The sequence below is a fragment of the Campylobacter concisus genome (assembly GCF_003048555.1).
Lineage (GTDB): Bacteria > Campylobacterota > Campylobacteria > Campylobacterales > Campylobacteraceae > Campylobacter_A > Campylobacter_A concisus_AO.
In genome coordinates this window covers 1-23,191 of sequence record NZ_PIRR01000014.1, presented here as the reverse complement: position 1 = coordinate 23,191, position 23,191 = coordinate 1, and the positions used below count along the sequence as shown (strand labels likewise).

The window sequence follows — 23,191 nt, the reverse complement described above, 5'->3', positions numbered from 1 at the left end:
ACCGATTTTTACTTTTTAATTTATCCCAAGATATCTTTTTAAAATAATAGTGGCTGAAATGCTATCTAGCCTACCATCTCGCTTTGTATTGGTGTAAATTTCACTAGCTTCGCTGCTGCTAAAGGCCTCATCTTGATAGACAATATTTGCCTTTACATCAAGAAGTGAGACAAAATGCTCGATGCGTCTTCTCATCTCATCTTCGCTACTACCGCCGATTGGCACGCCAACCACTAGCGTATCTGGGGCATATTCATTTACTTTTTGGCTCACATCTCTTGCGGCTTGATTTCTATTTTTTCTAAGCACTGGCTCAAGCGGTGTTACGATCTCGCCAAAACCAAAGGCAAGTCCTATTCGCTTTAGCCCAACATCAATAGCCATAAATTTCTCTCTCATAGCACGCTCTTTACTCTTAGATTTGAAATTTCAACTAGCCCTTCAAGCTCGTACTCATAGATAATATCACCAAATTTTGCCAAAACTTCATCAAGACTTACACCATTTTCACAAAATTTTAAGATCTCGTCACTAGTCTTTTCTTGCTCTTTTATCTCGCCAAAAAGTGAAGCAAATTTATGATAGTCATCAATAAGCTCAGCTTTTTTATTTGCAAGCAAAAAATTTGTCCCATCGCTTTCGCCCATGCGCTGTGGCAGTACATAAACTGGAATTTTAAGCTCATTTGCAAGCCTTGCACTTTGCATTGAACCACTTTTAAGATCAGCTTGCGCGACTACTAAAGCTTCACAAAACCCCACAACTATGCGGTTTCGCTCCAAAAATCTATAAGCAAGTGGTGGCTCGCCTTCGTCATACTCACTAAGAGCCAAGGCTTTTTCATAAATTTCTTTTATCGCCACTTTATTTTGGCTTGGATAGATGGTGTCAAGTCCGCTCGCAAAAATGCCAATTGTTCGTGGCATAGCAGCTTTATGAGCTGCGATATCAACGCCGATTGCTCCACCACTTACCACACAGACGTTTGCACTTTTTAGCGCTGTACAAAGTGCTGTGACGCACTCTTTTGTATAAACACTTGCCTTTCTTGAGCCAACAACCGCGATCTTTGGCAAGGATAAAAGCGAAGTATCTCCGATAAAATTTAGCTGTTTTGGTGGATTTTTTAGTCTATTTAACGGCTCTGGGATAAAGTCAAGTCTCATAAAATATCTTTTAAATAAACCACATCAACATCTTTTAAAAGATTATTTTTGCTCTCTTTTATCACTGAGATTGTATTTTTCTTTGGATGCCCAATGGCGATCGCGTAGCCTCTTTTTTTAGCCAAATTTACAGCAGCCACAAGCTCACGCCTAACAGCACTAGCCGATGGATCGTCGTCTAAAAATATATCCCTTGAGATGTATGGCTGATTATGTTTTTTTGCAGCTCTTGCTACTGCGGTTTGAGCGATAGTTTTACTATCAACAAAGACAAAACCCTGCTCTATCAGCGCTCTATAAGCCTTATCCATAGCGTCAAAATCGCTTGTAAAGCGCGATCCTGTATGGTTGTTTGTATATTTTGCACGTGGGAAGTCTTTGCGTATCTTTTTTATCTTTTCGTGCATGCTCTCAAAACTCTCGTTGATCGTAAGAGTTCCTATCTCTGGGCTATCAAAGTGTTTTGCTTGCATCGGAAGATGTATCATATAAAACTCAAATGTTCTTGCGATATTTGGAGTATCTGGATGAGTCTTTGTCGCTGGAAAAATAGACGGCGTGATTTTTAAGCCAAGCGATTTTATCATACTTGCATGTTCAAATGTCGCCACATCGTCTATTATGATAACGAGCTTTGCACGTCCTTGTATGCTGGCATTTGGCGTAAAAGGTACCGCTTCAAAGCTATCTTTTTTTATATTTTTTTCTTCGTATTTTGTTTTTTTTATCTTTTTGGTAGTTAAATTTTCAGCTTTTTTAGCTGGCTCGACTTTTGTGTTCTCGCTTTTGAATTTTTCTTTTTTTTCTATTTCAGCGCTTTTATTTTGATCGACTTTTACTTCAAAATTTTGAGGTTTTAACTCAGTTTTTTGTTCGATTTTTGAGCTATAAAATGGCTCTATCTTTTGTTCATTTTCTATTACGCTAGGCTCTGTGTTTTTATAACTTGCAAGCAAATTTTTAGTATCGTTTTGCTCTTTTTTTATCTCTTCTTTTTTGGCTTCACTCTTTACTTCAGCTATCTTTTTTTGCTCTTTTGGCTCAACTTTTGAATTTAAAGCAAGCTCACTTTTATGCTTAGGATCGGTAAAAATTTTACTTAAATTTTCATCTTCATCAAATTTTAGAGGGTATTTTCTCTTTTCGTATTCTTGTTTTTTCTCTTTACTGGCAACCTTTGGCTCAGCTTTTTTAGAAATTTGCTCCTCTACCTTTGGCTCATTTGCTTTACTTATCTGCTCTGCACCATTATTTTTTATACTAAGAGCTACGCTAAGTGCTATTATCAAAATAGCCGCGATAATGCCGATACCAAGATAGGTTTTATTGTGAGAGCGACCTGCACTCTTTTTTGTAGGTCGCTTCTTTGTAGTCTTTTTTTCGCTCAAGGCTTAGTTTTTATTCTGATCTATAAGTTTGCCGTTAGTTATCCAAGGCATCATCGCGCGAAGTTTTTTGCCAGTTTGATTTAGCAAACTTCTCTCAGCTATACCGCGCTCAGCGTTCATTCTAACATATCCTGCTTTTCTCTCCAAGATAAAGTCTTTTGCAAATTTGCCATTTTGAATCTCTTTTAAAACTTCTTTCATAGCTTTTCTGCTCTCTTCGCCAACTACTCTTACGCCGCTTACGTAATCGCCGTATTCAGCTGTGTTTGAGATAGAGTAGCGCATATCAGCCATGCCACCTTGATACATTAGATCAACGATTAATTTTAGCTCATGCAAGCATTCAAAATACGCCATTTCAGGCTCATAACCAGCCTCTACAAGTGTATCAAAGCCAGCATTTACTAGCGCGCAAAGACCGCCACAAAGAACAGCTTGCTCACCAAACAAATCTGTTTCAGTTTCATCTTTAAATGTTGTCTCAATGATGCCAGTTCTACCGCCACCTATACCGCAAGCATAGCTTAGAGCGATCTCTTTTGCCTTTCCACTTGCATTTTGCTCAACAGCGATAAGATCAGGTATGCCGCCACCTCTTACGAATTCGCTTCTAACTGTGTGTCCTGGTGCTTTTGGAGCGATCATAATGACATCTATATTTGCTGGAGCTTTTATCTGACCAAAATGAACGTTAAAACCATGTCCAAATGCGATAGCAGCGTAATCTTTTAAATTTGGCTCGATCTCATTTTTATAAATTTCTGCTTGAAGCTCATCTGGAGTTAAAATCATAACCACATCAGCGCCCTTTGTAGCTTCGCTTACGGTTTTTACCTCAAAGCCTTTTGCCTCAGCTTTTGCCCAGCTTTTGCCACCTTTTGAAAGACCAATTACAACGCTTACACCGTTATCTCTTAAATTTTCAGCATGTGCATGACCTTGTGAGCCAAAGCCAATGATTGCTACTTTTTTACTTTGAATAAGGCTTAAATCGCAGTCTTTATCATAATAAACATTTATAGCCATTGTTACTCCTATTATTAAAATTTGGCAAAATTATAACTTTAGCCAGCAAAAATTCGGCTGAAATATACAGAAACTCTTTTTAAGTTTTATGATAATTTATTTTGATAAAATACGCTGAAATTTCAAAAAAAGAGATAACTCAATGAATGAATCAGTTTTTAAAAAAATCAAAGCACTTCCACCATTAGATGACACGGTTATACAAATTCAACGCTTACATGCGGACGAAAACAGCTCAATAAGTGATCTTACAAAAGTGGTCGAAAAGGATCCGATGCTAACGGCAAATATCTTGCGTTCAGCAAACTCTCCACTTTATGGGTTTTCTCAAGAGATCACAACCATCGCAAGAGCTATTTCTCTTTTTGGTATGGCTACTATTCGAGGTTTTGCGCTTTCAAGTACGATTAAAAAGAGCTTTTCTATAAATTTAGAGCCTTATGGCATTACTACACAAGATTTTTTAAATATCTCGATAATACAAAATGCACTGATGTACAATTGGCATTCTAAAGTTAATCCTAAAAGTCTAGAAGTTCTCTCTCCAGCTTCATTTATGCTTGAGATTGGCAAGATAGTTCTTGCTCATGAATTAGCTGAAAATAAGCAAGACGTCGAATTTAGAGAAAAACTTAAAAATATATCTAGCCCAATCGATCTTGCCCTATTTGAAACAGAAATTTTAGATATGTCAAATGAAGAAGTTACAGCTAAAATTTTTGAACAATGGAACCTTGAGACAGAGCTTAGTAGCTCGATACTCTATTCAAATAATCCAGAAGAGGCACCAGATCATATAAAAGATTACGCAAAAGCCCTAAAAGTGATAAAAACGGCTGTAAATATCTTTAATCAACTTGATGATATAAGCATACAAAATACTCTACCTCTTCTTGACGAATACGGCTTTGGGCATGATACGTTTTTAATGGCTGTCGCTAAAGTCAAAGATAATTTGTGAAAGAATTTCTAACCTCACTACTAGTTGGCATCAAGGAAAAAGAAGTTTCAAACGAAGATAAAGAGATTTTACGAAATCTCTTAAATCTTGGTGCCGTAAGCTCTCATAAAGATAAATTTTACCTAAACAATGGCTATGTCTGTGGCAAGCTAGACATCAGCCAAAACGCAACTGGCTTTATCATGCCGTTTGATAAACGCTTCAAGCAAGACATCATCGTAGAAAATAAAAATTTAAACAACTCACACCTTGGTGACATTGTGTTAGCAAAGCTTTTGCCGCTTAAGAAAAAACGCCAAAGTGCTAAGATAGTGATGAGCCTAAAGCTTGCCAATGAGACAAGCGTAGTCTATACAAAACGCTTTGGAGCAGCTATTTTAGGGGTAAATTTAAAAACTGGACTAAGCACGACCTTAAAAGCGACTCAAAAAAGCCTAAAGATGCTCCCGCTTGGGACGCTACTTAAGGTAAACAACCTAAATAACGAGATAGTTGAGGTTTTGGGAAATTTAGAAGATCCATTAAGCGATGAGAAAATTTCGCTTGCTATTTATAATAAAAACGATAAATTTAGCGAGGCTTGCGAGCTTGAGGCAAAGGCTTTTGGCGATGAAGTCGATGCTAGCATGTATCCAAATAGAGTTGATCTAAGAAATTTAGACTTTTGCACGATCGATCCAGTCGATGCCAAAGACTTTGATGATGCCATATATTTTGATGAAAAAAAGCGAGAAATTTACGTTGCAATCGCTGATGTAAGCGAGTATGTGACCGCATATAGCGCCATTGATAGTGAAGCTAAAAAAAGAGGCTTTTCAATCTACTTTCCGCACATTTCAGTGCCGATGTTGCCGCGCGCGCTTAGTGAAAATATTTGCTCGCTAAAGCCAAATGTACCGCGTCTTGCATTTTGTTTTAAAATTTCACTTGATGCGAATAATGAGGTAAAAAAAGAGGAGCTTTTTGAGGTGATCATCCTTTCAAAAAGGCGCTTTAACTACGACGAGATCGATGAAATTTTAGAAGGCAAAAGAGAGTGTGAAATTTCATGGATCAAGCCACTTTTTAAACTCACTACAAAGCTTCGCAAAAAAAGGCTTTTGCATGCATTTGATTTTAGGACAAAAGAGCTTAGAATGAGCCTTGATGACGAGGGTCAAATTTCACAAACTAGATTTGAAAGCGACTCAGACTCGCACAGACTAGTAGAAGACTGTATGCTTTTAGCAAACAAAGCCGCCGCAAAACTCATCACAAAGGGTGTTTTTAGAAACCACGCATCGCCTGATTTTAAAAAGATAGACACCTTACTTGAGGACCTGCAGCTTTTGGGGCTTGACTTTACATACGAGAGTGACCTTGCAAATTTGATAAGAAAAATCCAAGAAAAGGCCGACGAGATGGGCAACCGAGAAGAGATAGACAAGCTCATCATCAAGTCGCAAAAAAAAGCCGAATATTCAAGCGAAAATTTGGGTCACTTTGGGCTTGGATTTGATAGATACACGCACTTTACAAGCCCTATTAGAAGGTATTCTGATCTCATTTTACACAGGCTTTTAAAGGCTAAAATTTTAAAAGATGAGAAGCTTTACAACTTTTTGCTTTTAAATATCCAAAGCACCTGCGCAACCTTAAGCGAGCTTGAAAGAGAAGCCGACAAGGTAGCCTACGACTTTATGGATAGGAAATTTGCACGCTGGGCAGCCGCAAACATCGGCAAAGAGGTACGTTGCTACGTGAGCGAAAACCAAAATGTCTTGGTTGCCAAGCTTGATGATCATTTTGTTGGCGCTAGGATTTTTATAACAGGATACAGTGCAAATTTACTTCAAAAGCTTGTCGTCAAGATCACAGAGGCCGACATCGCAAGTGCTAAAATTTTTGCAAAAGTGGTAAGAAAGATCGATGTATAGAAAAGATTTGGAGCTAAATTTAGCAAATGCAAATTTAAGCAACTACTTCTTACTTTTTGGTGCGGACGAATTTCAGATCGAGCTTTTTGGCAAGGAGATTTTGAGCTTTTACTCAAGCGAAGATGCAAATTTATTAAGCCTTTATTTTGATGAGTACAACTACTCGCAGGCAAGCTCTCATCTAAGCGAGCAGTCACTTTTTGGCGGCAAAAATATCCTTTATATAAAAAGCGGCAAAAAAATCCCAGCAAAAGAGCTAAAAGAGCTCATTTCACTTTGCTCAAAAAGCCAAGACAACTACTTTTTATTTGAGCTTTATGAGGCCGATATGAAGCTAGTTTTTGATACGCAAAAGGCTTTTGGGACAAATTTTGCAAGATTTTTTAAGCCCTCAACTCCGGATGAAGCGATAAATTTGCTGGCTAAAAACTCAGCAAAAATCGGCCTAAATATAACCAAAAATGCACTTTATGAGCTTTATTTTACCCATAACGAAAATTTATATCTTGCAGCAAGCGAGCTAACAAAGCTAAAAAGCCTAAACACTCACATCGAACAAGATGATGTTAAAAGACTTGTTTTTGGGCTTGGCGGGATAAATTTTGATGATTTTTTTAATAAATTTATGGCTCTAAAAGATATAAAAAACGACTTTTTTACCTATTTAGAAGATCCTAATTTTAATGAAATTTTACTTTTAAACTCACTATATAAAGCATTTTTTAGGCTATTTAAAATTTACTCTTATATCAAGATAAATGGTCGCTTAAATTTAGACGAAGCAATCGGATATCAACCGCCTGTAAATGTCGCAAATTTACTAAAAACCAATAGTTTAAAACTAAATTTAAATACATATCTAGAGATATTTAAAACTCTAAATTTAGCCGAACTAGAGCTAAAGACAAATACAAAAATGGACAAAGAAATTTTTGTCCTATCTACTATTTTAAACTTACAACATCTAATATCAACAGCAAACATTAAGTAATTTTAAGCTAAAATCCACCCTTGCTTAATGCAAAATCCTTGCTCACAGAGTGAGCTAAATATCCATAAGGAGAAAAAATGAAACATTACGAGCTTTTATTTATTCTTAAGCCGACACTAACGGAAGAGGAAGTTAAAGCTAAGGTTGATTTCGTAAAAGAAGTCATAACAAAAAACGGCGGCGAGATTGCTACTGTTGTTGAGATGGGCACTAGAAAACTAGCCTATACTATCAAAAAATATGAGCGTGGAACATACTTTGTTATCTACTACAAAGCTCCTCCAGCACTTCTAGCAGAGCTTACAAGAAATGTAAGAATCACTGAAGATATCATAAGATTTTTAAGCGTTAAATATGAAAACAAACGCGAAATCGCAGCCTGGGAAAGACTTTGCAAAGGTATCAAGCAAACTATCAAAAAAGAGACTCGTGAGCCAAGAGCACCACGTGAGCCAAGAGTTGAAAAAGTAGACGAGCAAACTTTTACAGAAGAATAATTAAGGATAAAAAATGTTCAATAAAGTAGTATTGGTTGGAAATTTAACTAGAGATATAGAGCTTAGATATACTACTAGTGGATCTGCTATCGGAAATTCTGGTATTGCTGTTACTAGAAAATTTAATACAAACGGCGAAAAACGTGAAGAAACATGCTTTATTGATATATCATTTTTTGGCAAATCAGCTGAAATAGCAAACCAATATCTAAGCAAAGGCTCTAAGCTTCTCATTGAAGGAAGATTAAAATTTGATCAATGGACCGACAATAATGGACAAAACCGTTCAAAACACTCAATCGTAGTTGAAAATATGGAGATGCTTGGCGGAAATAGCGGAGCTAATGGACAAAGTCAAGGTGGATTTAATCAAAATAGTTCATACTCGCAACAACGAAATAATGGTTCAAATAATAGCTATGGTAATACTGGATATCAAAATTCAGCATCACAAAGACAGCAAATGCAACCACAAAATAAAAAAGTACAAGAAGAGTACTATGAGGAAAAAATCCCTGATATAAACATTGACGCCGATAATTTTGATGGCGACAACGAAATACCGTTTTAATTTAAAGGATAGAAAATGGCAGAAAAAAGAAAATATTCACGTAAATATTGCAAATTTACAGAAGCAAAAATTGATTTTATAGATTATAAAGATACTTCTCTTTTAAAGTATTGTTTATCAGAGAGATTTAAAATCATGCCAAGACGTTTAACTGGCACATCAAAAAGACATCAAGAAATGGTAGAAAAAGCGATCAAAAGAGCTCGTCATGCAGCTATTATACCTTACATAGTAGATCGCAAAGATGTAGTTTCAAATCCTTTTGATGGACTATAATTATTTAATTTATTAAACCCCTATTAATGGGGTTAATCCTAATCTTAAATATCCTAGATTTATGTTCTTATAGTTTTTTATTTATTGAATACAATTTAAAATATTTTTCAAGCACTATCTATAATTTTGGTTTAACTTACACGAGGTAATTAGAATTTATTCAGGTGGATATCTCAAATATATGCTGTCTTTAAATAACTCTATAGCATCAATTTATTAGTTCAAAATAATTTATTTAGCCATATGTACAATCAATATCGTTGATCCATATTATTCACAATTTTTACCACGAATCACGCATCATCTATTGTGTGGCAATAGCTGTCCACATGAGGCTAAAAAGTAAGATACTTAATATAGAAAAACTTTATAATAAAAACATGTCTTAGTAAATCCAATATTCATCCATTTGGTGTCCGCATATCTTACAAGTGGGCTTTATAATATATTTTATTTTGAAAACTTATTGATGCCAAACCAACCTAACCATGCAACCATGTTAGCTAAAAACAAATTTTAAACATCCTTTTCTTGACATGTAATAATGTTTTTTGTATAATCTCAATTCTTTTTTAAACGAATGTCTTGCTAGCTCAGTCGGTAGAGCATCTCACTTTTAATGAGGGGGCCGTTGGTTCGAATCCAACGCAGGACACCATTTTTGGGTTTATGACCCTTTCGTCTAGTGGCTCAGGACTCTACTTTCTCTGTGTAGAAACAGAGGTTCAAATCCTCTAATGGTCGCCAGATATTTTTAAATTTTTAGGTCGCTTAGCTCAGTTGGTAGAGCGCCACCCTTACAAGGTGGATGTCATAAGTTCGAGTCTTATAGCGACCACCATTTTAGGTGCAGCGGTAGTTCAGTTGGTTAGAATGCCGCCCTGTCACGGCGGAGGTCGCGGGTTCGAGCCCCGTCCGCTGCGCCATCTTTTATTCTTTAACTTTCATTTTTCCCAGTTATTGTTATTCTTAAAAAATACTGTATATTTTATTAAAAAATTTATACGTAAGACAAATTAAAAATAAAATCTAAGTTATTACTGCCAAATAACATATATTCGAAAATAAATCTTTTCTAAAATTTCTAAATAATTGATACAAGATAAATCAAAATTAATATTTTTATCTCTAAGTTATCAAAAAATCAATATAATCGTAAAAAATTAATAAGGGAAATTTATGGCATTTGAAAATGTATTAAAAGCGATTGAAGATATAAAAAATGGCAAAATGGTAATTATGGTCGATGATGAGGACCGTGAGAATGAAGGAGACTTGGTCTTTTCAGCGGCAAGCAGCGATATGCAAAAGGTAAATTTTGCAATCACTCATGCAAAAGGTGTGCTTTGTCTTGCGATGGATGAAGCAAACGCAAAAAGACTTGATTTGCCGCTAATGGTTTCTAAAAATACATCCAGTCACGAAACCGCATTTACTGTCACAATTGACGCAAAGGAGGCAACAACAGGCGTAAGTGCTTATGAGCGAGATATGACGATTAGACTTGCTGCTAGTACTGATTCAGTGCCTGAAAATTTTGTAAGGCCTGGACATATATTTCCACTTATTGCAAAAAAAGGCGGCGTACTCGTTCGAACAGGTCACACTGAAGGATCAGTTGATCTTTGCAAACTTGCTGGCGTTAGCCCAATGGCAGCGATTTGTGAGATCGTAAAAGAAGATGGCACAATGGCAAGACGTGATTATTTGGAAGAATTCTGTAAAAAATTTAACCTAAATATGATAAGCGTTTCTGAATTAGTAGAATACAGACTTAGTCACGAAAGCTTAATAGAAGTTTCGCCTGCAAAGAGTGTAAAAATCTGTGGTTTTGAAGCAAAAAGATATGACATAAAAGATCACGAAAATAAAAATCACGCTGCCTATGTTTTTGGAGAGACAAAAGCGCAAACTAATGTAAAATTTCAAAAAATAAGCAAAGACCATGAGCTTTTAAGCGGAGATAAACTTGATAATTTATTAAAGGCATTGGATTTTTTAAGTAAAAATGGCGGAGTGTTGCTATTTTTAGACAGCAATAAAAGCGATACAAGCTCGCAAAAAGATTATGGCATTGGGGCACAAATTTTAAAGTATTTTGGCATAAGTGAAATTGAGCTTTTAAGCTCAAATAAAAATAAAGAATTTGTAAGCCTTGCAGGTTTTGGTCTTGATATAAAAGGCTATAAAGAAATTTAATTTTGTCACGTTCTATTTAATGCGGATATTAATCATCCTAATAGCAAAATTCTTCACTTGGGAAAATTTTGCCTTTTACATCATTTGCGTAGGATTGCACACTCTTTCTTACAATATCCGCTCCATCAAGATAGTGTTTTACAAATTTTGGTTTAAAGTCTTCAAAAAAACCAAGCATATCAGACCACACAAGCACTTGTCCATCGACATTTACCCCAGACCCAATGCCAATAACTGGTATATGAACTTGCTTTGTTATCTCGCTAGCCACGCTACTCATCGTACCCTCAAGCAAGATGCCAAATGTTCCAGCTTGCTCAAACGCCAAAGCCTCGTCAATTAGTTTTTTTGCCTCGATCTCGCTTCTACCCTTTATCTTATAACCACCTTCAAATTTATAAAACTGAGGCTTTAAACCAATATGAGCCATAACGCTTATACCCTCTTCGCAAAGACGTTTTACTAAATTTACTTGGTGCATGCCAACTTCGAGCTTTACCGCATCGGCATTTGTCTGTTTGAAAAATTTCATCGCATTTTTTATCGCTTGCTTTTCATTTGTGTAGCTGCCAAATGGCATATCAGCCATGATAAAAGTATTTTTAGCTCCGTTACAAACGGCCTTTGTATGATAAAGCATGGTATTCATGTCCGCACCTATCGTGCTTTCTTGCATATTAAAACTCATATTTAAGCTATCGCCAACCAAAATAATATCAGCATAATCATCAAAAAGCTTAGCAAATAACGCATCATAGGCAGTTATCATTACAATAGGCTCAATGCCTTTTTTGTTTTTTATATCATTTATGCTTAGTTTTTTCTTCTGAGTTTTTTCATTTTTCATTGCAAGCTCCAAGGATTTTTAGCTAAAAGGCTAACAATTTTATCAAATTTTTGCTACAATTACGCCAATTTCTTAAGGACATAAAAATGGGTATATTAAAAAGGCTTGAAATAGATTACTCTTATGATATAGTTGAAGAATTTTTATCTCACTATGCTTTAATGTGCGATTTACTCGAGCCTTTGATAATAAATTTAGGAAGAGCTGATAAATATAAAGATAGTATCTTAGAGCTTACTAGGATTTTTCATAATATTAAATCGGCAGCAGGATTCATGCATCTTGATCCGATATTAAAGCTTACAACTTTAGCTGAAGAGATAACTCAAGAGGCAAGAAGTCTAAAAGGGCCAGCAAATGATAAATTTATAGATTGGTTGCTACTTATTAGCGATCAGTTTAATAAGTATAAAGATGACGTCGAGAACGATTTTGAATATTTTAGTGTTCTTGAGCCAAAAATCATTGATGTGCCTGCAAAACTTAACTAAATAATTCACTAACCATTTTATTTTTTTGGGAGCGACTTGGCTTCGACAGGAGCAGAGTGTGTACGGTGGCACGTCGCTTTGAGCAAAGCGTAAAAAGCTCAAATTAAATTTAAACGCAAACAACGTTAATTTCGCTCCTGCTTACGCTAAAGCTGCGTAAGTTCAGTTGAGCCTTGCTTAGTCTAATTCTAGCTAGGACAAAAGCAAGTAATTTAGCTAGAGTAGGCTCGCAAAGTGACTGTTTGCTAGCTGAAATTTTAGTCTTAGTCTAAATTTTGGTTTTGGAAAGTGAGCCTTTTTAGATGAAATTTTCACTTTTGCTAAGCGTGTAGAGGCTGTATGCATTTTGTTTTTGGACAGGGGTTCGATCCCCCTCGCTTCCACCATTTTTATCTAAAATACAAATAAAAATTTTATTAAATAGCTTAAATTAAAAAAGCTCTTCTGACTCAAAATAATTTTGTGAAATATTTCGCTCTTTTTCATTAGTATTTACATGAAGCACATAATAGCCTATCTGTGTATTGCTAGCGTCTATTAGCGGTACCACGCAAAAGTAGTGTGTTTTATAAACGTAAAATTCATATTCTTTAAAATTAATATCACGCAAAAAACCTACGATATTTAAATTTGCACTGCTTAAATTTTCGATGTAATAATCATTTAAAATTTGATCACTTGGAATGCTTTTACGTGAAGGCATCTTGTCTTTTGCTAAAAGAACAAATAGATCAATTCCTTGCTTTTTAAAATAATTACCAAGTGAGTCAAAATTTAATAAAACCTCGATGTTACCAATAATTTTACCATCACGTATTACGTTTGAAACAGCCCTTATATGCGTTCCAGCATACCACGCCTCGATGCCGACCATGGGCTTGTTTTGATGCCTTGACTCTTGCACTAAAAACCTACTACTAGCGATCATATCGCCATATCTGTTTAGATCCCAACTCCTTACATAGCTTTTTAGATCTTTATCATAAATGTGAAGCTTAATGTTGTTATACATCGAAGCTGCGCCAAGGGTTTTGGTTAAATTTTCGATATTTTTTATGCATTCATCGCGGCTTTGACCTAGCAAGCACATTTGTATAGACTCATTTTGAGCAAGCAAGATAGAGATCGCCATTGATGAAAATTTCTCATCATCTATGCTTTTATTAAGCTGTTTTACCTGGTAATCAAAAAAGACTCGCATATTATTTTGCATCTTTTCAGCCATATAAGAGCTGTAAAGAAAGTAAAAAAGCCCTCCAAGCACTATAATAAAGATAAAAATGATATAGACATTAAAATATTTTTTATATTTATTCAAAACTAGCCCTTAACTTTTCTTCTAAAAATTTTGCAAATTTATCAAATTCTGGCAACACAAGCTCGCTTTTTCTTTTTGGATTAGCCCAAACACTATCTGGAAAAAATGCGTCATTACTAAATCTAGCAATAACATGAATATGCACGTGTGGCACGTAGTTTCCAAAGCTTGCAATGTTTATTTTGGTTGGTTTATAAAACTCAAGCATCGCCTTTTCAGCTACTAGCATCGCTTCAAATAGCCTTACCCTACTCGCCTCATCGCAATCGCTTAGCTCACGAAATGGCTTAATGGTAAAAATTTTTATCCATGGAAGCTCATTGTCTTCACGCTCGATTTTTATAAATTTATCTTCATAGATCATATTTGTTCCTGTTTTTATACAAAATTTCTCTCTCTTAAAAGCGTATAAAGCTTGATAGTTGAGATAAAAAACGTCACGATCGCTGGTCCAAGGATCACGCCCCAAAAACCAAATGTCGTAATTCCTGCAAGCATTGCAAAGAATATAAGAAGTTCATTTATCTTTGTTGGTATTTTAACCAGCTTTGAGTTTATAAATTTAATAACAAGTGGCTTTAAAAGCGTATCAGCTGCAAATGAGATCACTACGATCGTGTAAATTGCGATAGTTATCGCTGCTGCTGTGTTGCCATTTGCAAACTCATAAATACTAATAGGCGCCCACGCCAAAATACCGCCAACAACTGGAATAAGTGAAGCAAAGCTAAAAAAGATGCCAGTTAGCACGCCGTCATAGCCGTAAAAGCTTGTGACAATAGCAAATAAAAAGCCTTGGATTATCATATTTGCAATGGTTGAGTAAAAAACGACGCTCATCACGTTGCCAACTTCGCTTAAAATAGACTCTGTGTCATCTTGCTTTAGCGGAAGTGCATATTTTAGATAGCTGATGAGTTCATTACCATAAAGATTGCAAAAGAAGAAAAAGACCAAAATAATAATCATATCAACGCCAAATTTAAGGCTTAACTTGCCCAGACTTGCAAGATTTGTCGCAAGTTGAGAAAAAAGCATCTTAATATCAAGTCCGCCGATAAATTCTTTTATCTTTGGCTCTAAAAAATTTATCGACTCAGGCATCCTAAAATCATAATTTTTGATAAATTCGATAGTCTTTGTAACATTGTTTATATCAAAGCCAGCCGCGTATTTTGCGATCTCAACTACCGCATAAAGAAGTGGGGCGATAAATAAGCAAAGAAGCACAGATGTGGTAAGAGCCGATGAAAGCGTCTTGCGGTTTTTAGTGAGCGATAAAAATGCGATTTGGACATTTGAAACCGCGACAGCAAGCAGTGCTGCGATAAAAATGTCAAGCAGATAAGGTTTAAAAAGATAGACCACTAAAGCCAAAGCACAAAATACAAAAATTCCAAAAAATAGTCTATTGTTCATCTTGCTCCCTTAAAATGGGGTAATTATAGCAAATTTATCAAAGCTGCTCATTTGCTTCCCAAATTTGCTCAATCTCTTTGCCATCAGGCTTACAGAGCTAGCAAATGTGGCTAGGCTTTTGATATTTTTAGCATGCTACTAGCGCTTAGTAAATTTAGATAAATTTATAGTTTTATGCAAAATTTCTAGCTCAAAAGCTCCTATAAATTTAGCCTTTTACGTGCACTGAAAATTTGCCCCAATGATCTCGCATTCATCACAGATTTGAACATATATAGTTCCCTCGCCATCTACTAGACTTCCAAGAGGAATTTGTGCTAGATATTTCATGCTTTTGCTACATTTTGGACATTTTAAATGCTCAGCATCTTGCTCCCACTGCGGATATCCACCAAGTAAAATTTCGCTATCTATCATATATGAGTAGTGAGCGCAAACCTCGCTAGCTAGCTCAAATTTTTGCCCATCAAGCGTTGCCACAGCGTCTCTTAAATAATCTTCACTATCACCCTCGCCCACTACCTCTGTTTGCACGCTATTGCCGTCATTTTGGCAAAAATACTGCACAAGGCCAACGCATGTTGGACAAAATTTAAGCACAGTGTCATTTTTAAGCTCTAGACCAATTCGTTTTAGGCTCTCTTTTTTAATGATAAATTCCAGCATCTCACCGCTACAAAATTTACATTTTTCATCACTTAGTGCTTTAAATTTAATGCTTGCATCTACGTTTTGGCTTGGCCCACATGTAAAACACTTATCAAAAACTAGGCTTTTTCTCTTACCACTCTCGTCAAAGCTCCAGCCAGCAACCTGAGCGTATGTGTCAGTATCGACGTGAAGTTTTGCCTTCCAAGGCTTTGGCGCCTTATAAAGCTTAAAAAATAGTTCCCTCACCACCTCATCGCCCTGCCAGGCAAGTGCGCAAAGGATGTGATTTATTTTTACGATATTTTCAGCGCTATTTAGACTATTTATGAGCTCATCTCTTACGTCGCTTGTGGCGTTTTTATAAATTTCAAATGGGTAGTACTCGCCCTGCTTGGTCACTTCTCTTATTATCTGCTCGTCGCAAATTCCGTGCAGGTAGAAAATATAAACAAGATCGCTATAAATTTCATCATATTTGCCTATCTCGTCTGTGTGAGCTAGGACATTTTTTAACTTTTGTTTGATCCCAGCTTCGCTTAAGCCTTGATAAAACTCCAGCTTCTCTTTTTGTCTGCAATCATAGCAGATCCCATCAAAGTAAATCGTCCTTTGCTTGCACTTAGGACAAAGATGTGGCTCACCCATTTTTGCTCCAAATTTAAATTTCGCTACTCAAAAAGCCCTTTTTCGATGTCGATCTTGACGTTAAAGGTTTCAAAGCACTTCGCACTCGCGATCCTACCCTTTGCTGTGCGCTCGATAAAGCTATTTGCAAGCAGATATGGCTCGATGACGTCCTCAACCGTGCCCTCGTCCTCACTAAGTGCCGCAGCGATCGTGCTAAGCCCCATAGGACGGCGCCTTGCTTGCATCAAAATTTCTAAATACCTAATATCCATCTCATCAAATCCAAGCGAATTTACACCAAGTGCGTTAAGTCCCTCTTTTGCACGCTCGTGGCTGATGATTTGCTCATCATTTACCTCGGCAAAGTCGCGAATTCGCTTTAATAGTCTAAGAGCGATCCTAGGCGTTGCGCGAGAACGTTTGGCGATCTCAAGTGAGGCATTTTTGTCGCACTCTTTGCCAAGTTTGGCTGAGGCGATCTGTACGATACGGCTTAGCTCACTACTTGTGTAAAACTGCAGCCTAAAGTCCATCCCAAAGCGGTCCCTTAAAGGCGCTGAGATCATGCCAGCACGCGTCGTTGCGCCAATAAGCGTAAATTTTGGCAGATCTATCTTGATAGTCTGAGCGGCTGGGCCAGAGCCTATGATAATGTCAAGCCTAAAGTCCTCCATCGCAGGGTAAAGCACTTCCTCGATAGCTGGGCTTAGACGGTGGATCTCATCGATAAAAAGCACGTCGCCCTCTTGTAAATTTGTAAGGATTGCCGCCAGGTCGCCACTCTTTTCTATCATCGGTGCTGCAGTCATTTTGATGCTTACGCCCATTTCATTTGCTATGATGTGAGCAAGGGTAGTTTTACCAAGTCCTGGAGGGCCGTAAAATAGCACGTGATCTAGGCACTCATTTCGCTTTTTGGCTGCTTTTATAAAGACATCTAAATTTTGCTTGATCTTTTCTTGTCCGATATAGTCTTCAAATTTTGTCGGTCTAAGCGAGACTTCAAAGTCATTTTCAAAGCTTACTTTTTCGATTTCAACGATTCTATCCAAAGTTTTCCTTCTAATTTTAAGACTTCATTTTACGCTTTTATGCTTAATTTAAGCTCGTTTAAATTTATAATAAAAGGTGCTGCCCTCGCCGTAGACGCTATCAACGCCGTATGTAATGCCATGTTTTTGGCAAATTTCGCTGACGATATTTAGCCCAAGGCCAAAGCCGCCTTGGATTTCATCCTCTCTGACGTAGCGTTTCCAGACCTTTTTGACGTCCTTTATCCCCTTGCCAAAGTCTTGCACACTAAGCTTTATGCGCTCATCCTCAAAGCTTAAATTTATTAGTATCTCGCTCTCTTTTTGGCTGTATTTTATGGCGTTTGTGATGGTATTGTCGATGATACGCTGAGCTTCGACCTTGCTTAGCATAGTAAATGCATCGCCTTCTAAATTTGTCTTTATCTCGATGTGCTTAACATCAGCTACGCTTGAGAGAAATTTCACTCGCTCTATTATGTATTCGCCTAAATTTAGCCGCTCAAGTGGGAATTTTATATAGCCTCGCTTTATGAAGTATTCGACATCTTCGTAGGTTATTTGCATCTGTTTTAGGGCATTTTTGATACGGGTTATATACTTGTTTTCAAGTCCAAGCATCTCAAGGTTCATGCCAGCTACGCCAAGTGGGGTCTTTAGCTCGTGCATGGCGTCATTAAAGAAGTTATTCATATACTTTTGAAACTCTTTATAAGGCTTAACGCTACTTAGATATAAAAAATAGACGATAAAAAGCACAGCCACAAGGATGACAAGGAGCATAAGTGCCGCTAGAAATATACTTTTTTCATTATCAAGCTCTTTTTCAACGACAATGTAATAAGGCGTTTTATCCTTTATAAAAAAGCTTTTATAAAACAAGAAGCCATTTTCTTCAAGTGTTACAAATTTAAAGTTGCTTGGCTGCTTGGAGAGATTTGAAATAATTGGATTAAAATTTACATCATAGATTGCAAATTTATACTTTAAAGAAGGAGTTATATTTTCATTTTTTAAAAATGAATTTTTGATGATGGTTTCATGCTTCATCGCACCAAAAAGAGCTTTTGAAGTGCTATTTTTTTGGCTTAAATTTAAGATCACAAAGCTTTGAAAACAAAAAAGCGACATTATCACAAATGTCGCTATGACCTGGATCTTAAAGCTCTTGTGCATCTATCTTATAGCCTATACGCCTCTTTGAAGTGATAAAGTCACTAGTTGTTTTGTTTCTTATCTTTAAAACGTGCATTCTGATATCAGCGCCTTCTATCTCTTTATCATTCCAGACAAGATCTCTTAACTCTTCCATGCTGACGTAAGAATTTAGATGTGAAACTAGACACTCAACAAGTGCAACTTCTTTTGCGCTAAGATCTACCATTTTGCCGTTTTTAAATAGCGCACGCTTGTTTAGATTAAAGCTAAACTCGTCATTGATCTTTACTATGTTTTTATCGTCAGTTCCATAGTATTTTCTCATAAGCTCAGCTACTCTAAATTTAAGCTCAGCAAGCTCAAATGGCTTTTTTAGGTATTCGTTACAGCCAAGCTCATAGCCAATAGCCATATCGCCTATATCAACTAAAGATGTTGTTATCATGATAGGAGCGTTTGGATTTAAGCTCCTTATGTACTTGATAACCTCATGTCCATTTACGCCAGGGACTTTTATATCAAGTATAAAAAGATGATAGAAATTTTTCTCTATCAGATCACACGCTTCTTGGCCATCGCTCACAGCTGTAACTTCATAATCAAGCGTCTGCAAAAACTCACAGACGCTCTCTTGAAACCCTAAATCATCTTCTAAAAGCAAAATTTTCAAATCTCTCTCCTAAAAAATAAGTCTTATTAAGATTTAGCCCTATTGTAATATTTAATAGGTAAATTCAAAATTAAAATTATTTTTTAAGTATTAAATAAAAATTTGCCCCGCATAGACAATGTAACACCTTAGCAAAAAGACGCCACATATTACGAATAATGCGTTAATCACGGCAAATTCGCGTTTAAAATCATGCACCTTTAAAACGCTTAAGTCTAAAATGATAGGCAAAGCCATACCAAAACCAATGACGCCAATATAAAACATCAGCCCAAGAGAATTTGCGCCAAGTGCGTTTGCTACGCTCTGCGCACCACTTGTGCTTGCACTTTTTACAACCATAAAAAGAGCAACTATGAGCAAAAACTCAGCAATAATCGCAAAAAAATCAAATTTTAATAAATAGTGTGCAATATCGTTTTGCCTTTTTGCCTTATCTTTTAGCACGCCTAGAAGCAGTGTAAATGCACCAGCACAGCTCAAGCCTGATACTAAAAATAATACTGGCAAGACTGATGTGTTCCAAAGTGCGATCTTGTGAGCTGCACTTAGCAAAAAGCCTGTATATGCACCAACGCCAATGCCTAAGATGAAAAGTAAAATTCCAAGCAAACCTGAAAGCTTGCTAGCTAAATTTGCAACCACGTCAAAAAGAGAAATTTTAAGCATTGCGATCTCGTTTTTAAATGCGCCAAGCGCGTATATAACGCTAAGAGGCGTATATACTAGAAGCAGTGCAACACCTATTGACATGACTGAGTCAAAGTTATAAAGCAAGAGTATCCAGTAAAAGCTAAGCGGCTTGCCAAGATCAAGCACCAAAAGAGCAAGCCCAAGAATGATCGCTGCTGGAGCGATAAGAGCAGCTGCTTTAAAGTAATAATTCTCTTTGCCATATTTTTTTGAAATGAGCACAGCAACGATGCTAGCACCCGCACTAAGTCCTGCTAAAAATAGATAAACGGCTATCGGCCAGCCCCAGTAAATTTCAGAGTATTGAGCTAGGCTTCCTGACATGTTATTCATGGTGTGCTCCTTTTGTATTTGCGATCATCGCAAGTGAAGGTTTTGTATTTAGCTCCGCTTTTGGCAAATAGTATTTACTCTCTTTTAATTTCTTTGAAATTTTAGAGTTTTCATCATTTACGTCGCCAAAAGTTAGGGCATTTGTAGGGCAGACGCTAACGCAAGCTGGCTCTTTGCCCTCTTCTAGCCTACTCTCATAGCAAAATGTGCATTTTCCTATCTCACCATTTGGCAAGACGTAGCGAGCATCGTATGGACAGGCCAGGATGCAGTATTTGCAACTAACACAAATTCTGTGATCAAGCAGCGTCACGCCATCAGCTGTTTTAAAACTAGCGCCAGTTGGGCAAACCTCAACACAAGGTGCATCTTCGCACATAACGCAGCTTTGACGTAAAAAGTCAGTCTTTAAATTTGGAAATGTTCCACTCATCTTCGCATGCACCTGTAAGCGGTAAAGTCCCCTTGGTACGTTGTTTGCACTTCTGCAAGCTACCGAGCAGCCTTGACAGCCGATGCATAAATTTTCATCATGTATCATCATATATTTTTTCATTTTCTATCCTTACGCTTTACTTATACTAACGCCAACATTTGTAACCATGGTTGCAGCCACTGGCCCTTCGGCTGGATTAAGAAGCACGCTTGTATTTAGCCCAACGTGATCTATGCTCTTAAGAGCTGGGGTGATGTGTCCAAAGCCGTGATAGATAAAGAGCGTATCTTCTCTAATGCCCTCAGTTACCATGAGCTTGCCCTTTTGCTCGCCAAATTTATTTTTCACCACGACCATATCGCCATCACGTAAATTTTTACGTTTAGCTGTTTTTGGATTTATCCAGATAGGGCTATCACTCATAAGATCATGAAGCGACGGCACCGCCTGAGTATGTCCATTGGTATGAATAGGCGTTTTGCCGCAAGTTAGACAAAGATCATGCCCGTCAAATGTATCCATATCTTTATCATTTAGCGCGCCATATCCTTCAAACTGCGCTTCGACATCAGGCAAAAATAGCTCTATCTTGCCGCTTTTTGTTTTAAGCTTAGCCATATCATCCATTAGACCATTTTCGCCTACGAATTTAGCAGCGACTGGATATTTAGCGACAAATTTATCGATCATGCCTTTTTCTCTAAACAAAATTCCCGGCTCATCCCACGTGATAAAACCATCTTTTTCAAGCGTAGCAAGTAAATTTACATCTCCACCAGCTTGTTGCATCCTAAACTCACGTATGTCGTTCCAAGTGTAAAGCTCGTCTATCTTCATGCGGCGTGCTAGCTCTCTAAAGATAAACGCCCCATCCTTCGTGTCGCCAACTGGATCAATAATTTTATTTCTTATCATATAAGCTGGCTTTAGACCTGACTTATCCTCTATGCCTTCGTCGCGCTCAAGGTAGCTACTCTCAGGTAAGATAACATCAGCAAAGGTCGCCATATCGTTTAGATAGACATCACTTACCACGATAAAATCAAGCTTCTTCATAGCCTCTATGCTCTTCATCGTCTCAGCAACGTTTATTAGGTGATTAAATCGGATGTTAAACCAGCCTTTTATGGCGTAAGGCTTTTCATTTAAGATAGCATCATTTATATCCATCAAAACGCCATGTTTTCTGCTTACAAATTTATGCCTACCAGTCTCGCCAGCAAAGTCTAATCTAGTGACTTTTGGTACTTTAAATTTCTCATCTGGATTTTTAAGAACTGGAAATTTATCCTCGCCAACTAGCTTGTTAAATGTTTTTGCATTTTTGCCACCAAAAAGACCGCCCTTAACCTCCCAGTTGCCCATCATCGCATTTGCCACCATGATAGCCTTTGTCCTCATATATTCAGCTTTTGTGGTGGTTGTCTTATGCCCAAAATCAAAAATAACTCTTGGGGCAGCTTTGTAAATTTCATCAGCGATGCGTCTAACATCACTTGCTTTTATGCCGGTGATCGCCTCTTGCCATTCAGGCGTTTTGCCCTCTACGCTTTTAACGATCTCATCAAAGCCAATTGTAAATTTCTCAATAAATTCTTTATCATAAGTGCCATTTTGTATCCATGTATTTATGATAGCTAGCACAAAAGCTAGATCAGTGCCAGGTCTAACTGGTAGCCACTCATCAGCCTTTGAAGCCACCACGCTAAATCTTGGCTCAAGCACAAGTAGCTTTGTATCTTTTTTAGCCGCAAATTTAGCAAGCTTTTTAGCATCAGCTATGACGATGCCTTCAAAAAGATTGTGGCCAAAATTTACAACATATTTTGCATTCGCAAAGTCTCTTTTTAGCTTAGCTATGCCATACATCTGCTCACAGACCATTTGATATGTGATCGGACAGCACGAAAAGTGTGAAAAGCAGTTTGGCGAGCCATAAGATGAGGCAAAATTTACCATTAGCTTATGCGTTTGTGAGCTTTTACAGGTAAAGACAAAGCTTTCAGGGCCATACTTTTGCTTGATCTCAAGCATTTTTGAAGCAACTAGATCAAGTGCCTCGTCCCAGCTAGCCTCACGCCACTTATTTTCTCCTCTCTCACCAACCCTAATCAAAGGTTTTTTGACTCTATTTTCGTCATAAAGCTGACTAAAACCAGAGCCACCTCTTGCACAAAGCGAAGTCGCCGTACCGCCAGCTTTTGGATTACCGCTTAAGAAGCAAATTTTGTTATCAACGACCTTTGCTTCGATAGGGCATCTTGAAGAGCACATCTCGCAAAAGCTACGGACGTACTTCTCATCTTGCTTTGTAGCATTTTCTAAAGCACCGCCCGGCAAGGACGATGCAACCATACTAACTCCAGCACCGAATTTTAAAAATTCTCGTCTATTTAAGCTCATCTTTCTCCCTTTAAAAGATATTTGCCTTTAGTTATTCTAGTATTTAAAGTTGAAAATAAAATTAAATTTTACTTAATATTTATATTTAGATTTTTAGTTTTAAAAAATTGGTATGCTAATATC

At 37.1% G+C, this 23,191-nt stretch carries 23 protein-coding genes, 4 tRNA genes and 1 other RNA gene; 13 read left to right on the top strand and 15 right to left on the bottom strand.

The window, feature by feature from the left end; translation table 11 throughout:
• Window positions 1-15: 15 nt before the first annotated feature.
• Genes ruvX through ilvC form a run of 4 tightly spaced genes read right to left on the bottom strand, consistent with a single transcriptional unit; the run spans window position 16 to window position 3,580 of the window.
• Window positions 16-399: a Holliday junction resolvase RuvX gene (gene ruvX, locus CVS92_RS03885; RefSeq protein WP_087583917.1), complete on the bottom strand. Its 384-nt coding sequence runs from the start codon at window positions 397-399 to the stop codon at window positions 16-18.
• The gene (locus CVS92_RS03880) at window positions 396-1,166 is read right to left on the bottom strand and encodes a DNA-processing protein DprA (RefSeq protein ID WP_107788572.1); all 771 of its coding nucleotides are present in this window, start codon (window positions 1,164-1,166) and stop codon (window positions 396-398) included. Before CVS92_RS03880 ends, ruvX begins: the two co-directional genes overlap by 4 nt.
• Complete coding sequence (locus CVS92_RS03875) at window positions 1,163-2,554, bottom strand: divergent polysaccharide deacetylase family protein (RefSeq protein WP_107788571.1); 1,392 nt, start codon at window positions 2,552-2,554, stop codon at window positions 1,163-1,165. Before CVS92_RS03875 ends, CVS92_RS03880 begins: the two co-directional genes overlap by 4 nt.
• Window positions 2,555-2,557: 3 nt before the next feature.
• Window positions 2,558-3,580: a ketol-acid reductoisomerase gene (gene ilvC, locus CVS92_RS03870; RefSeq protein WP_107788570.1), complete on the bottom strand. Its 1,023-nt coding sequence runs from the start codon at window positions 3,578-3,580 to the stop codon at window positions 2,558-2,560.
• 142 nt (window positions 3,581-3,722) lie between these two features.
• Between ilvC and CVS92_RS03865 the strand changes: the two genes are divergently transcribed.
• The 11 genes from CVS92_RS03865 to CVS92_RS03815 all read left to right on the top strand — a co-directional run bounded on the left by CVS92_RS03865 (window position 3,723) and on the right by CVS92_RS03815 (window position 10,991).
• Window positions 3,723-4,541: an HDOD domain-containing protein gene (locus CVS92_RS03865; RefSeq protein ID WP_107788569.1), complete on the top strand. Its 819-nt coding sequence runs from the start codon at window positions 3,723-3,725 to the stop codon at window positions 4,539-4,541.
• On the top strand, window positions 4,538-6,457 hold the full coding sequence (locus CVS92_RS03860) for an RNB domain-containing ribonuclease (protein WP_107788568.1): 1,920 nt from the start codon (window positions 4,538-4,540) through the stop codon (window positions 6,455-6,457). Before CVS92_RS03865 ends, CVS92_RS03860 begins: the two co-directional genes overlap by 4 nt.
• Window positions 6,450-7,448, top strand: a complete 999-nt coding sequence (gene holA / locus CVS92_RS03855) for a DNA polymerase III subunit delta (RefSeq protein ID WP_107788567.1) — start codon at window positions 6,450-6,452, stop codon at window positions 7,446-7,448. The genes CVS92_RS03860 and holA overlap by 8 nt, the downstream gene beginning before the upstream one ends.
• Before the next feature lie 77 nt (window positions 7,449-7,525).
• A complete protein-coding gene (rpsF, locus tag CVS92_RS03850; RefSeq protein ID WP_103618958.1) occupies window positions 7,526-7,945 on the top strand; it encodes a 30S ribosomal protein S6 in 420 nt (139 codons plus the stop codon).
• Between the two features lie 13 nt (window positions 7,946-7,958).
• Window positions 7,959-8,516, top strand: a complete 558-nt coding sequence (locus tag CVS92_RS03845) for a single-stranded DNA-binding protein (protein ID WP_107788566.1) — start codon at window positions 7,959-7,961, stop codon at window positions 8,514-8,516.
• Between the two features lie 15 nt (window positions 8,517-8,531).
• The gene (rpsR, locus tag CVS92_RS03840) at window positions 8,532-8,792 is read left to right on the top strand and encodes a 30S ribosomal protein S18 (protein ID WP_021091467.1); all 261 of its coding nucleotides are present in this window, start codon (window positions 8,532-8,534) and stop codon (window positions 8,790-8,792) included.
• Window positions 8,793-9,374: 582 nt separating this feature from the next.
• A tRNA-Lys gene (locus CVS92_RS03835) sits at window positions 9,375-9,450 on the top strand.
• A gap of 13 nt (window positions 9,451-9,463) precedes the next feature.
• Window positions 9,464-9,539, top strand: a tRNA-Glu gene (locus CVS92_RS03830).
• An 18-nt stretch (window positions 9,540-9,557) separates the two neighbouring features.
• Window positions 9,558-9,633, top strand: a tRNA-Val gene (locus tag CVS92_RS03825).
• A gap of 8 nt (window positions 9,634-9,641) precedes the next feature.
• A tRNA-Asp gene (locus CVS92_RS03820) sits at window positions 9,642-9,718 on the top strand.
• A gap of 253 nt (window positions 9,719-9,971) precedes the next feature.
• On the top strand, window positions 9,972-10,991 hold the full coding sequence (locus CVS92_RS03815; RefSeq protein WP_107788565.1) for a bifunctional 3,4-dihydroxy-2-butanone 4-phosphate synthase/GTP cyclohydrolase II: 1,020 nt from the start codon (window positions 9,972-9,974) through the stop codon (window positions 10,989-10,991).
• A gap of 37 nt (window positions 10,992-11,028) precedes the next feature.
• Here CVS92_RS03815 and panB read toward each other — a convergent pair whose 3' ends face one another.
• On the bottom strand, window positions 11,029-11,838 hold the full coding sequence (gene panB / locus CVS92_RS03810; RefSeq protein WP_107788564.1) for a 3-methyl-2-oxobutanoate hydroxymethyltransferase: 810 nt from the start codon (window positions 11,836-11,838) through the stop codon (window positions 11,029-11,031).
• Window positions 11,839-11,924: 86 nt separating this feature from the next.
• On the opposite strand from panB, the gene CVS92_RS03805 reads away from it, so the two are divergent.
• Together CVS92_RS03805 and ssrA are read left to right on the top strand one after the other, a co-directional pair.
• Window positions 11,925-12,329: a histidine phosphotransferase gene (locus CVS92_RS03805; RefSeq protein ID WP_035167557.1), complete on the top strand. Its 405-nt coding sequence runs from the start codon at window positions 11,925-11,927 to the stop codon at window positions 12,327-12,329.
• A gap of 27 nt (window positions 12,330-12,356) precedes the next feature.
• Window positions 12,357-12,715: a transfer-messenger RNA gene (gene ssrA, locus CVS92_RS03800) on the top strand.
• A gap of 44 nt (window positions 12,716-12,759) precedes the next feature.
• On the opposite strand, the gene CVS92_RS03795 is transcribed toward ssrA, so the two are convergent.
• The 10 genes from CVS92_RS03795 to phsA form a co-directional block, all read right to left on the bottom strand.
• Window positions 12,760-13,647: a cache domain-containing protein gene (locus CVS92_RS03795; RefSeq protein WP_107696437.1), complete on the bottom strand. Its 888-nt coding sequence runs from the start codon at window positions 13,645-13,647 to the stop codon at window positions 12,760-12,762.
• Complete coding sequence (locus CVS92_RS03790) at window positions 13,640-14,011, bottom strand: HIT family protein (protein WP_107788563.1); 372 nt, start codon at window positions 14,009-14,011, stop codon at window positions 13,640-13,642. The genes CVS92_RS03795 and CVS92_RS03790 overlap by 8 nt, the downstream gene beginning before the upstream one ends.
• A gap of 14 nt (window positions 14,012-14,025) precedes the next feature.
• Window positions 14,026-15,066, bottom strand: coding sequence for an AI-2E family transporter (locus tag CVS92_RS03785; RefSeq protein ID WP_087583930.1), 1,041 nt, complete (start codon window positions 15,064-15,066; stop codon window positions 14,026-14,028).
• 216 nt (window positions 15,067-15,282) lie between these two features.
• Entirely contained in the window at window positions 15,283-16,362 is a 1,080-nt protein-coding gene (locus CVS92_RS03780) for a cytochrome C (protein ID WP_107788562.1), read from the bottom strand.
• A gap of 23 nt (window positions 16,363-16,385) precedes the next feature.
• Window positions 16,386-17,396, bottom strand: a complete 1,011-nt coding sequence (ruvB, locus tag CVS92_RS03775; RefSeq protein WP_107788561.1) for a Holliday junction branch migration DNA helicase RuvB — start codon at window positions 17,394-17,396, stop codon at window positions 16,386-16,388.
• Window positions 17,397-17,444: 48 nt separating this feature from the next.
• Window positions 17,445-18,551: a sensor histidine kinase gene (locus CVS92_RS03770; protein ID WP_107788560.1), complete on the bottom strand. Its 1,107-nt coding sequence runs from the start codon at window positions 18,549-18,551 to the stop codon at window positions 17,445-17,447.
• A complete protein-coding gene (locus CVS92_RS03765; protein ID WP_103583408.1) occupies window positions 18,535-19,203 on the bottom strand; it encodes a response regulator transcription factor in 669 nt (222 codons plus the stop codon). The genes CVS92_RS03770 and CVS92_RS03765 overlap by 17 nt, the downstream gene beginning before the upstream one ends.
• A gap of 90 nt (window positions 19,204-19,293) precedes the next feature.
• Entirely contained in the window at window positions 19,294-20,229 is a 936-nt protein-coding gene (nrfD, locus tag CVS92_RS03760) for an NrfD/PsrC family molybdoenzyme membrane anchor subunit (protein WP_107788559.1), read from the bottom strand.
• Complete coding sequence (locus CVS92_RS03755; protein ID WP_072595164.1) at window positions 20,222-20,785, bottom strand: 4Fe-4S dicluster domain-containing protein; 564 nt, start codon at window positions 20,783-20,785, stop codon at window positions 20,222-20,224. Before CVS92_RS03755 ends, nrfD begins: the two co-directional genes overlap by 8 nt.
• A gap of 9 nt (window positions 20,786-20,794) precedes the next feature.
• Entirely contained in the window at window positions 20,795-23,068 is a 2,274-nt protein-coding gene (gene phsA / locus CVS92_RS03750; protein WP_107788558.1) for a thiosulfate reductase PhsA, read from the bottom strand.
• Window positions 23,069-23,191: the final 123 nt, after the last annotated feature.